Here is a 12485-nt window from a genome sequence, read left to right on the forward strand (position 1 = left end):
GGTTAGTTCAGGTATTCGTTAATGTTCCAGTTACCAATGTCATCATCAGTACCCGGTTCGCCGTCTGGACCATTAGAGAAAATATCAACTACGCCAAGTTCTCCCGGACTAATTAGTGCATATGGATTGCCCCACGGATCTTCAGGCAGGCGTTTAATGAAACCACCTTCAGGGTAATTACGTGGAATCGGGTCGATAGTTGGAGCGGTAACTAGCGCTTCTAGTCCCTGTTCTGTGGTTGGAAAGCGGTTGTTACGCAGCTTATACATCTCAAGCGCGCTTTCCATTTGCTGGATGTCTACCGCCGCCTTTTTAAGCTGCGCTTCTTCTTGGTTACCCAAGATTTGCGGTGCCACCATAGACGCCATAATACCGATGATTAGAAGTACGACCATGACTTCAATCAAACTGAAACCAGAACTGCGATTAAGTGTTTTCATTAAATATTCACCATGTTGTTCAATGCTAAAATTGGTTGCAATATTGCCATAACGATAAACAGAACAATGCCTGCCATCGATACAATAAGTAAGGGTTCAAATACCTTAAGTGAGACACCAATAAGCGCTTCAAATTCCCTATCTTGATTATCTGCGGCGCGAGCTAGCATTTGCTGTAGCTCTCCCGACTTTTCACCAGACGCAATCATATGCATCATCATTGGTGGAAACATTTTTGTGTTATCCAGCGCAGCCCGAAGGCTGCTGCCTTCTTTAACGTTAATGGCTGCATCTGCCACTTGGTTTTTAATATGCTGATTTTCTAGCACATCACCTGAAATGCGCATAGCCTCTAGTAGTGGAACCGCGCTGGCACTCAAAATACTTAAGGTTCGCGCAAAACGCGCGGTATTGAGCCCGCGAGACACCCGGCCAATTAACGGCAAGGTTAAAAGCGCTCTGTGGTAGCGCAGCTTCATGTGCTTTTGCTGCAGCACGCGCTGAATAATGACAACAAGCACGGCAATACCAATAAGCATAAATAAGCCGTAATTTTGCAGCCAGGTACTGACAGAAATTAGAAACTGGGTAATGGCCGGGAGGTCTTGCCCCATGTGATCGAACTGCCCCACAATTTTGGGCACTACCACCGTTAACAATAGCAACACGATACCCATTGCAAAGAACAGCATTAACGATGGGTAAATCATCGCTTGTGTAATTTGGCTGCGGGTTTGTTGTCTGCGTTCTGTGTAGTCGGCAAGGCGGTTAAGCACGGTATCAAGATGACCTGATTTTTCACCAGCTGCAACCATCGCACGGTATAGCTCGTCGAACACACTTGGAAATTGACCCAATGCATCGGCAAGTCCATGTCCTTCCACGACTTTACTGCGTACTGCCATCATCATGTTTTTCTGACGAGGCTTTTCACACTGTTCAGCGACGGCAAGCAGTGCTTCTTCAACGGGAAGGGCCGATTCTACAAGGGTGGCGAGCTGACGCGTGAGTAGCGCTAAGTCTGATGCTGAAATACGGGGTTTAAATAAAGAAAACGACAGGCCTTTGCCTTCGCTTTGTGCGCGCTCTGCGACCTGCTCTACTTCTAAGGGAATTAAGCCTTTTTCGCGCAGCTGTTGGCGAACCTGGCGTGCATTATCGCCTTCAAGTACGCCATTTGTATTTTTACCGCGGGCATTAACCGCCTTAAAAGCGAATGCCGCCATTTAGTCTTCCCTCGTAACTCGAAGCACTTCTTCAAGTGAGGTAGCGCCCGCCAGCACTTTACTACAGCCGTCTTCACGAATGCTTGGTGTCGTCTTTCTGATGTAGCGTTCAATGGCTTGCTCACCTACACCTTCGTGCATCATCTCGCGCACTTTTTCATCTACCAACAATAGCTCGTGAATACCGGTACGACCGCGATATCCGGTTTGATTACACGCGGCGCAGCCATGAGGCTTGTAGATAGTGGTCTCGCTTGTGGCGTTTTGCCCTAATACTTCAAGCTCAGAAGCGTCAGGCGTATGTGGCTTTTTGCAATCTGGGCACAGGGTACGAACGAGTCGCTGTGACAAGACGGCCAATAAGCTCGAAGACAACAGAAATGGCTCAATACCCATGTCTTCTAAACGGGTGATCGCGCCCGCTGCCGTATTGGTATGCAGAGTAGAGAGTACTAAGTGACCGGTTAAACTGGCTTGAACGGCAATTTGCGCCGTTTCGATATCACGAATCTCACCCACCATCACTACATCAGGGTCTTGACGCAAAATAGCGCGAAGGCCTCTGGCAAAAGTCATATCTACACGGGGATTAACCTGTGTTTGTCCGATGCCCGGAAGATCGAACTCAATAGGATCTTCAACCGTTAAAATGTTTCTGTCTCGCGAGTTTATTTCGGTTAACCCTGCGTACAAGGTAGTACTTTTACCCGAGCCCGTTGGACCGGTAACCAAAATAATGCCGTGAGGCTTGCGAATAAGAGATGAAAAGTGGTTACGGTTTTGCAGCGTCATGCCTAAATCTTCTAGATTTAAGCGCGCATTGTTCTTATCCAATAGACGCAGCACCACGCGCTCGCCGTGACTTGAAGGCATAGTAGAAACACGCACATCCACCGCTCGCCCTGCAATACGCAACGTTATACGACCATCCTGAGGCACACGTTTTTCGGCAATGTCTAACTTCGCCATAACTTTTATACGTGACACCAACATGGAAGACAGCTTGCGGTTAGGACGTAAAATTTCGCGTAATACGCCGTCTACCCTGAAACGAACCACAAGCTGGTTTTCAAAGGTTTCAATATGAATATCTGATGCACCTTCTTTGATCGCCTCGCCCAACATGGCGTTGATAAGCTTGATGATAGGCGCATCGTCTTCACTGTCTAACAGGTCTTCAGTGTCAGGCAAGTCTTCAGCAAGAGCGAACAAATCACTTTCGTTACCAAGGTCTTCCATAAGTTGTTTAGCCGCAGAACTATCGCGCTGAAAGGCGCTGGTTAGCAGGCTTTCAAACTCATTGGCAGGAATAGTTTTAGGAACAAAAGGTTCGCCGTAGAAGCGTCGCACTTCGGCAAATACATCAAACGGCGTATTCTCTGTGAAATACAAAACCGCAGGTGTTTCATTAGTTTCCAGCAACACCTGATTACGCTTTGCAAAGCTAAAAGAAAGCTGTCTTGGACCGGCCTCTTCTTCAGGCAAACCGGCGTCTTCACCCATGGCTTCCAAGGCTTCTTCTTGTGCCTCTAATGCCTGAGTAATCTGTTCGTCCTGCCCTGCCATGTTAGTCGTTACCTTCTTCTTGTTTCTGCTTCTCTTTCTCCGAGAGGTATTCTTCAAATGAAGGAGGTAAAGCGAGTGCGTCATCCCATTGAGGAATGCTTGGCGTCTCTTCATAAGGCATTAGCGAAACACCTTCTTGCTGGCGTTTAAGCTGAAGTGCGCGAATGTAGTTGTATTTGCGATGGCTGATTGCGTTCATTGTTGCGCCGTCGCGGACGATAGTCGGCTTTAAGAATACCATCAAGTTACGCTTACGCTTGCTGGTTGATGTCGATTTGAATAAGTGACCGAGTATTGGAATGTCACCTAATAACGGCACTTTTGATTCACTTTCTTGCACGTCTTCGTCAATCAAACCGCCAAGAACAATAGTGCCGCCATCATCTACAATCACCGTGGTTTTAATTTCACGCTTGTTAATTGAAATATCTACCGATGTAGCGCCACTTACGCTAGACACTTCTTGTTCGATCAGCAGCTGTACCGCGTCGCCTTCGTTGATTTGTGGTGTAACTTTAAGTTTGATACCCACTTCTTGGCGGTCAACGGTTTGGAAAGGGTTAGAGTTGTTCGCCCCTGTAGTTGTGCCTGTGATAATAGGCACTTCCTGACCTACAATGAAAAACGCTTCTTCGTTATCCATAGTAGTTAGGTGAGGTGTGGCAAGAATATTTGAATTGGTGTCGGTACTTACTGCTTGTACTACCGCGCCCCAGCCATTTTCGATAACGCCGGCAATAAGGCCGTTAGCGCCGCCTAAAAGGCTCGCTAGTGCGGTGTAATCGCCTTCATCGGTGGTGTTAACTGTGACCACTTCGCCATCATCTGTTACATAGGCTTCGGTATCGGTATCGTCTTCTGCTTGCTTAAGGGCTACCGCCAATGATCCAACCGGTACAACACCGTTGCTGAACTGTGTACCGCCGCCGGCTTCAGAAGCCCACTGCACACCCAATGTAGTGCCGTCGCCTTCAAAGACTTCAACGATAATGGCTTCAACTTGTACCTGCGCACGGCGAATATCAAGCTGACGTACTACCTCTTCTAACGAGCGCATCATGTCTGGCTCTGCGGTAATAACAATGGCGTTAGAATCTTCATGTGCATCAATGCTGATTTCACGGTTTGAACCCGCTCGGCGCGATGTAGTGCCACCGCCTTGTTCTTCTGCTTGAATGCTAGCAGATACGCCCTGCAATACTTTTACTAAATCTTCCGCTTTAGCGTAGTTAAGAAACAGCACGCGGGTGTTGCCGTTTGATTCAAGCTCTTGATCCATGCGCTGAATAAGGTTGATAAGACGCTGGCGTGCTTTAATATCGCCGCTCACAATAACCGAGTTAGTTCTGTCGTCTGCCACAACGCGAGGCTCAGACTTAGTTCCTGTATTAGCTTTTCCTTGCGACTTATTAATGCTGTCAATAATGCGCACCATTTCTGATGCTGACGCATAGCGAAGTTTAACGATTTCTACTTCTTCGTCACCGGCACGGTCCACGCGCTCGATAATTTCTACTAGTCGGTTAACTACCGCAGCACGGCCGGTTAGCATCATTACGTTCGATGGGTCGTGGCTAACTACGTTACCGCCGCCCGCCTGGTCATTTAGCTGACGTAAAATAGGTGCAAGTTCGCGCACCGGTACGTTATAAACAGGCACAACGCGAGTGATCATTTCATCGCCGTCGCGATTAGCGCCTTCAACAACAGGAATATTGGATGTTTTAGCGTCTTTCGAGCGAACCACTTTTAAAATACCGCTAGGCATTTCTACAACGGCAAAGTCATACACTTGAAGTACGTTTAGGAAAAACTGGTAGTACTGATCTTCATCGAGCATGTCATAGCTGCGTACGCTTATTTTTCCACGTACGTTAGGGTCGACAATAATGGTGCGCTCAAGATTTTTACCAACAATATTAATAAACTCGTTGATGTCAGTATCTTTGAAATTAGGCATGTACTCAGCGGCCGTCACCGAGAAACACAGAAGCGCTGTACACATGGCTGTGCTCAAGCGAGATAATAGTTTTTGGCTAGTGCGCCTTTTCATTCTAACTTCCTTCATTTCCTAACTTGTCGATGACCGAATTGCTTTATTTGTTATTTTGCTTACCTAGCGACAATATAGCGCTGCTACCGTCAGTGGTATTAAGACTCGGGTAAATCTAGGTATAGCGTAGTTAAACTGCCATCTCGAATAATCGTTAATTCTATAGTTTGTGCATTGCGTAGCTCAGACAGCGCCTCTTGCGATTGCTGCAAGTCGGTAAGGTCTAGCCCGTTAATCTGTGTAATGACATCACCAGCCTGAAGCCCTGCCGATTTAAATAATTCAGGCTCTTTGCCTGGGCTCACTTGGTAGCCGATAAGCTGGCCTTCTTCAGTTTTTGGCGATATTGAAATAAAGTCTGTGAAGTTGGCTGGACGCTCTCGCAGAGCTGCAGTTGCCTCTAATGCTTCGTCGCTAAGCTCAACGGTGTCTTCTTCTAATTCTTCTGGCTCAGGTCGGTTTCTTGCCTGCATTTCACGGCGACGATTAGCTTCGTCGTAGTCAATTCCGTCAAGCATCAGGGTTTCGTTTCTCACCCCGTTCTTAATAATAACGCGATCGTTGTACACTTTTTGCAACGTGGCATTGGTGCCTTCAATCTTCTCACCTAGGCCATAAACCGCTTGGCTGCCGCGATTTTCAATAATAGCGGTACCCGCCTCCTGCTCTGAACTGGCCACAACACCCGTCAGGGTTAGGTTTAAGCGCGTTTCTGGTGCGTCGGTAACCTCGGCGACCGGTTCAGCAGGTTTTGCCGCAGCATTACCAAATAAATTCAGCTGTTGTATTTTGGCGATGTTGACCCCATTTTGGCCTGACGACGAAGAAATAACCGGAGCACGGCTTACTGTGGGTGTCGCAGATAGTTGAGGTTCGGGTATAATTCGCCACACGAGTTTGGCAGCAAATGCAATTAAATACAGGCTGAGCAGAACCACTACGATGGTATGTAGCTGTTTTTGATGCTGGTTCAGATAAACAACCAGAGATTGTGGGTTGGGTTTATTGAATGTCATGCTGCCACTGATGGTACTGCTTTATTATAATATAGTGAATTTTTGGTTAACCGCGCTTTAGCAAACCCATAATAGCCTAGTAAAGGTGAGGGTCACAACACTAAAGCCACACCATTACGAAAATATTACATGAGCCAATCGGATAGCAACAATACAACACAAAATGTCAGGCTGGACAAGTGGCTATGGGCTGCAAGGTTCTTTAAGACCCGCGCAATAGCAAGAGACATGGTGCAGTCGGGAAAAGTCCAGTACAACGGGCAAAGAGCCAAACCTGGTAAGCATGTAGAGCTTGGCGCCATGATTAAAGTTCCCTCAGGATGGGATAATCGTGAAATTAAGGTGCTAGGCTTAAGTGACAAGCGTTTGAGCGCGCCTTTGGCGCAGGCGCTTTTTGAAGAGACGATTGAAAGTGTAACAAAACGTGAAGAAAACCAAACGGCGCGCAAAATGAACGCCTTTCACAGCCCTAAACCAGATCATAGACCTGATAAAAAGCAGCGACGACAGATTATTAAATTTAAGCAGCAATAATGAGCTGCTCAACAGGATTAGTTATGAGCGATTTCGATAAATTACACCGCTTCTTATTTACCCAAGCTAACGTTCGTGGCGAATTAGTTCGTCTTGATGAGAGCTTAAAGCAAATTGTGCACAGCTATGAATACCCTGTGCAAATTCAAACATTGCTAAGTGAAATGGCGGCAGCGACGTCATTGTTAACGGCAACGCTTAAGTTTAAAGGTGAAATTTCTCTTCAAATTCAAAGCAAAGGCCCAGTAAGTTACGCGGTGTTAAACGCCACTCACGAACAAACGCTTCGCGGTGTGGCGCGCTGGGACGAGACATTAGAAACATTGCCAGAAACGTTTTCAGAGTTATTGTCTCAAGCGGTATTGGTCATTACTATCACACCTGATGAAGGCGAGCGTTATCAAGGCGTTGTTGCATTAGATAAGCCTTCTCTAGCTGAATGTATTGAAGGCTACTTTGCTCAGTCAGAGCAGCTAGCGACCAGCGTGCACCTAATGACTGACATGAGCGACCCTAAAAACGCGAAAGCGTCGGGAGTGTTACTTCAGGTCTTACCGACTGATGCTAGCGCTACTGATGTGTCGCAAGCCAATGAGTTTGCTCATATCTCTAAACTTACTCAAACGTTGACCAAAGAAGAGATGTTTACGTTGTCGGTTGAAGACATTTTATATCGTCTTTACCACCAAGAAGACGTGGAAGTGTATCCAGCGAAGGACGTAACCTTTGCCTGCTCATGCTCAAAGGAGCGCAGCGCTGAAGCACTTCGTCACGTTGAGAAGTCTGAGCTTCACGCAATTATTGCTGAAGAAGGGGCGATCAAAATGAACTGCCAGTATTGTCATACTGAATATCGCTTCGATAGTATCGACGTAGAGGCTATTCACAGCGGCAACTTCGACGCACCGTCTTCAAATCAGTAACTACTTGTTTACTGCTGTGTTAAAGCACCTTCTTTCGAAGGTGCTTTTTTGTTTCTGAATCTCTCACCGTCTAGATAGGTTCATTTTCCCAACACTTCACTTGTGGTTAAAAAATGCCCAGTAGTAAGTGTTTAACTTTCCTACATCATCCTATTTTCCTTTTCTTCCTGTCGTGGTGAAAATTTTCACCTTCACTTTCTAAAAAAAATTGTCATTTTTTATTTTGAAATTCATCGATCAATATAGGTTTTCTACGCCCTATTTTTGCATTTATATCCAAGGAAAAGGCTTTCCTTGTAATTAATTTACAATATTTATGAAATTAACATATGAGAAATAGTGAGTATGTGTTTTATAAATGCGCGCTAGGCCTTGTTTACATTACACTCGAAGAGGTGATACTTTTTTGAAAGTGCTTTTGAAAAATTACATATAGGGTAACAGCCATGACCGCAGCAGCCTCAATTCAAACGGATCTGAAAGTAACGCCACTCACCGACCTGCCAAATGCAGAACTTATCGAGCGCGCCGTCAAGCGCGGCGAAGGTGTCCTTGACAAAAACGGGGCGCTTGTCGTTGAGACCGGAAAACGAACCGGTCGCTCTCCAAATGATAGATTTATCGTTAAAGAGTCAACAACCGAAAATGACATCGATTGGGGCAAGGTGAACAAGCCTTTTGACGCTGACAAATTTGATGCGCTGTGGGACCGCGTTGAAGCCTACCTGTCTACCCAAGAACACTTTCTTTCACACCTTCAAGTGGGCTCCGATCCTGAACATGCTTTGTCGCTTGAAGTAAGAACGCAAACCGCGTGGCAGCACGTTTTTGCCCGCAACCTTTTTATTATTCCTGAACAATGGAATGTTAAAGGCGACCAGCCTTGGCAAATCTTAAACGTACCTGGTTTCACTTGTGAGCCAGAGCGTGACGGCACAAACAGTGATGGCACAGTTATCATCAACTTCGCTAAAAAACGTGTGTTGATTGCAGGCATGCGTTACGCAGGTGAAATGAAAAAAGCCATGTTCTCCGTGCAAAACTTCCTGCTTCCGGCAAAAGACGTGCTACCTATGCACTGTTCTGCCAACGTGGGTGAAGAAGGCGACGTGACTCTGTTTTTCGGTCTTTCAGGCACAGGTAAAACCACGCTTTCAGCCGATCCTAAGCGCTTCTTGATTGGTGACGACGAGCACGGCTGGGCACCAGGTAGCGTTTTTAATATTGAAGGCGGTTGCTACGCTAAATGTATCGATCTTTCTCAAAAGAACGAGCCAGTAATTTGGAATGCCATCAAGTTTGGTACCATTCTAGAAAACGTAGTGCTTGATGAAACGCGCACGCCAGATTATACCGACACTTCGTTAACCCAAAACTCACGTGCGGCCTATCCGCTTTCACACATTGAAAAGCGCGTTGCTGAAAACCGAGGCGGCGAACCTCGCTCGGTTGTATTTTTGACCTGTGACGTAAGTGGCGTGTTGCCTCCTGTTTCAGTGTTAAGTGAAGAAGCTGCGGCGTATCACTTCTTAAGCGGTTACACAGCGAAAGTAGGCTCTACTGAAATTGGCTCTACTAGCGATATTGAATCAACCTTCTCAACGTGTTTTGGTGCGCCTTTCTTCCCACGTCCAGCAGGCGTGTATGCAGAGCTTCTGATTAAGCGTGTTAAAGCGTTTGGCGCTAAGGTTTACTTGGTTAATACCGGTTGGACAGGCGGCCCTTACGGCACAGGTAGCCGTTTTGATATCCCTACTACGCGCGCCATCATCGACGCAATTGTATCGGGCAATTTGGCTGATGTTGAAACCCAGCACATTGACGCGTTAAACCTAGATGTGCCAGTGGCAATAGACGGTGTAGACAGCAATTTGCTTGTGCCACAAAACACGTGGGCAGACAAAGAGAAGTACAACGAATACGCCGCTAACTTAGTCAACGACTTTAAACAGAACTTTGAAAAATACGACGTTAGCGACGCTATCGTTAAAGCCGGGCCGGGTAACTAACACTCGGTTTGCCCCTTCCCAACGTTCATCACACTCAACGTGATTGATGTTTTGCCCGCACCGTGTTGCGGGCTTTTTTTGTGTTGTTGTTAACAAATTTAACATTATGAATACGTATGTTTATTTAAGTTGAGCAAGGCACTAGCTATCATTCACCGTACACAAGAAGGCTTTAATTAAGCGCGCTTCGTTAATTAAGTGCGGTTCGCTAATTAGGTGCGCTTCGCTTTGAAGCATAAAGAAGGTTTTGAGCATGATAGACAGGAAACAGCGTATAGCACTTGCATGTGCTGGTTTGGCATTTTTCTCGGTAAATACGGTAGCCGAAGTTCAAACAGCGACACTCGAAAAAGCAACGCTAAATATTGATACGGATACCAATGACTTCACGATAAGCGCGTTGCACGATAGTGGCTTTCAAGTAACGTATCTTACTGATGACAATGGCACGCCTTACGCAAATCTACCGTCTATGGCGCTTCCCGAGCCCGCGTTGACTGATGTTAAAAACAAAAAAGCTAATGATGTAGAGCTAGTTGAAACTGAGACAACCCTAATCTTAAAACTCAATAATATTGCAGCGCATGTTGATAAGGCGACGCACGCTATCAGCTATTCTGTTAACGGCAAAGTAGTAGCAAAAGAACAAGGCGGACTAAGTATTTCCAGTGACGGCGTCAGCCTGTCGTTTGCGTTAGATGAAAACGAAAAACTCTACGGTGGCGGCCAGCGCGTTTTAGGTATGGATCGTCGTGGTCATAGCATGCCGCTATATGACAAAGCACACTATGGTTACACCACGTCTTCAAATCAGATGTACTTTGGCTTGTCGGCTGTGATGTCGTCAAAAAATTACAGCGTATTGTTCGATAACACCGCTTCTGGTGAACTAGATATTGGCAAAACGAACAACGACGAGTTGCTATTTAAGGCACAAGGCGGCCGTGCTAGCTACATCATGGTGTTGGGTGAAAATTTAGAAGACACGGTTACGAATACCGTAGCAGTTACGGGAAAACAGCCGCTTCCGCCGCGTTGGCTGCTGGGTAACTTTGCATCTCGATTTGGCTATAAATCTCAAAATGAGGTGATGGATGTTGTCGATGCCTTTAATACGCAAGATATTCCCGTTGACGCCGTAGTGCTCGATTTATATTGGTTTGGCAAAGACATTAAGGGGCACATGGGGAACTTAAGTTGGGACGCCGCCACTTTCCCTGAACCCGAGAAAATGATTAGTGAGCTACGCGCTCAAGATGTCAAAACCGTGCTGATAACAGAGCCTTTTATTCTTACGACGTCAAAACAATGGGAAAGCGCCGTTGCCAATAATGCCCTTGCTCAAGACGATGATGGTGCGCCGTATACCTTCGATTTTTATTTTGGCAATACCGGCCTTGTTGATGTGTTCAGTGAAGCGGGTCAAGATTGGTTTTGGCAATACTATGAAAAGCTTGCTGCACAGGGTGTTGCAGGCTGGTGGGGCGACTTGGGCGAGCCTGAAGTGCACCCTGATGATATTCAGCACATGTGGCAATCTACAAAAGTAAGCGGCGCAGAAGTGCACAATGCCTACGGTCATCAGTGGGCGAAAACCGTGTATAACAATTTAACTGCGCTACAACCCGACACGCGTCCGTTCGTGCTGATGCGTTCTGGCTTTTTGGGCAGTCAACGGTACGGCATGGTGCCGTGGACAGGCGATGTAAGCCGAAGCTGGGGCGGACTTAAACCTCAGGTAGAGTTGGCACTTCAAATGAGTGTTTTTGGAATGGCGTATACCCATTCCGACTTAGGTGGGTTTGCTGGAGGCGAAACCTTTGATCCTGAGCTTTATACAAGATGGCTTCAGTTCGGTACCTTTTCACCGGTATTTAGGCCTCATGCTCAAGATAATATTGCGCCAGAGCCAATTTTCCACGCCGATCCGGTAAAGTCTATTGCGCGTAAGTTTATCCAACTTCGCTATGACATGCTGCCCTATAACTATTCACTGGCCTTTGAAAATGCGCTTTACGGCACGCCATTAATGCGCCCGTTAGCTATGGCGTACGGTGAAAGCGATTGGTTTGAAAATGCAGACAGTTATCTGTGGGGCGATGGCTTGTTAGTTTCGCCTGTGACTAGCGCTAACCAAACGGTGTGGCCGACCAAGTTGCCTGAAGGCGTATGGTTTGATTTTTTCTCTGATACGAAATACCAAGGTGACCAAACCGTTAACTACCCGCTAAGCCAAGATAATTTCCCGGTGTGGGTAAAAGCAGGAAGCTTTATGCCAATGGCTGACGGGCTTAGCCGCACAGAGCAGTTTGATGCCCGTAAAATAGAAATGCATTACTGGCATGACAATTCAGTGAATTCATCTTCATATACTTATTACGAGGATGACGGCAAAAATCCAGCGTCTGTCAAAAAAGGCTTATATACAAAGCTACTTCTTAATGCGTCAGTAGACGATAAGGCCGCATTAACCCTGACCCTTGATAGCGAAGGTAGCTATATAGGTATGCCTAAGCAGCGAGATATCACTTACATCGTGCATGGTTTAAGCGAAAAACCACAGAGCGTTTTACTTGATGGCAGGAGCGTACCTGTAATGTGGGATGAAAAAGGGAAAACGCTTTCACTTGCATTTTCTTGCGATTATCAGCAATCTGTAAAGGTAGTGATTATGTGATAATTAAGGGCTGCTGTTCTTTCTTGCACAGTAAAGGTCAG

General features: G+C 46.4%; 9 protein-coding genes. 4 read left to right on the plus strand and 5 right to left on the minus strand.

The genetic code is table 11. The features are described from left to right. Positions 1 to 2: 2 nt before the first annotated feature. The 5 genes from gspG to gspC all read right to left on the minus strand — a co-directional run bounded on the left by gspG (position 3) and on the right by gspC (position 6301). On the minus strand, positions 3 to 440 hold the full coding sequence (gspG, locus tag MHN00_RS08715) for a type II secretion system major pseudopilin GspG (RefSeq protein WP_014951309.1): 438 nt from the start codon (positions 438 to 440) through the stop codon (positions 3 to 5). Next, positions 440 to 1666 (minus strand): type II secretion system inner membrane protein GspF, encoded by a 1227-nt coding sequence (gene gspF / locus MHN00_RS08720; protein ID WP_014977774.1) that lies wholly within the window; start codon positions 1664 to 1666, stop codon positions 440 to 442. Before gspF ends, gspG begins: the two co-directional genes overlap by 1 nt. Then, on the minus strand, positions 1667 to 3232 hold the full coding sequence (gspE, locus tag MHN00_RS08725; RefSeq protein WP_014980696.1) for a type II secretion system ATPase GspE: 1566 nt from the start codon (positions 3230 to 3232) through the stop codon (positions 1667 to 1669). It lies immediately after the preceding gene. 1 nt (position 3233) lies between these two features. After that, the gene (gspD, locus tag MHN00_RS08730; RefSeq protein ID WP_014951306.1) at positions 3234 to 5285 is read right to left on the minus strand and encodes a type II secretion system secretin GspD; all 2052 of its coding nucleotides are present in this window, start codon (positions 5283 to 5285) and stop codon (positions 3234 to 3236) included. Between the two features lie 98 nt (positions 5286 to 5383). Then, positions 5384 to 6301 (minus strand): type II secretion system protein GspC, encoded by a 918-nt coding sequence (gene gspC / locus MHN00_RS08735; protein ID WP_014951305.1) that lies wholly within the window; start codon positions 6299 to 6301, stop codon positions 5384 to 5386. 129 nt (positions 6302 to 6430) lie between these two features. Between gspC and hslR the strand changes: the two genes are divergently transcribed. The 4 genes from hslR to MHN00_RS08755 all read left to right on the plus strand — a co-directional run bounded on the left by hslR (position 6431) and on the right by MHN00_RS08755 (position 12444). Continuing rightward, a complete protein-coding gene (hslR, locus tag MHN00_RS08740) occupies positions 6431 to 6835 on the plus strand; it encodes a ribosome-associated heat shock protein Hsp15 (protein ID WP_014977772.1) in 405 nt (134 codons plus the stop codon). A 23-nt stretch (positions 6836 to 6858) separates the two neighbouring features. Next, positions 6859 to 7758 (plus strand): Hsp33 family molecular chaperone HslO, encoded by a 900-nt coding sequence (hslO, locus tag MHN00_RS08745; protein WP_014980693.1) that lies wholly within the window; start codon positions 6859 to 6861, stop codon positions 7756 to 7758. Between the two features lie 446 nt (positions 7759 to 8204). After that, a complete protein-coding gene (locus tag MHN00_RS08750; protein ID WP_014977771.1) occupies positions 8205 to 9767 on the plus strand; it encodes a phosphoenolpyruvate carboxykinase in 1563 nt (520 codons plus the stop codon). 253 nt (positions 9768 to 10020) lie between these two features. After that, on the plus strand, positions 10021 to 12444 hold the full coding sequence (locus MHN00_RS08755; RefSeq protein ID WP_239300925.1) for a TIM-barrel domain-containing protein: 2424 nt from the start codon (positions 10021 to 10023) through the stop codon (positions 12442 to 12444). Positions 12445 to 12485 lie beyond the last annotated feature (41 nt).

Source organism: Alteromonas sp. Cnat2-8 (assembly GCF_022348355.1).
In the GTDB taxonomy this organism is placed as follows: domain Bacteria; phylum Pseudomonadota; class Gammaproteobacteria; order Enterobacterales; family Alteromonadaceae; genus Alteromonas; species Alteromonas macleodii.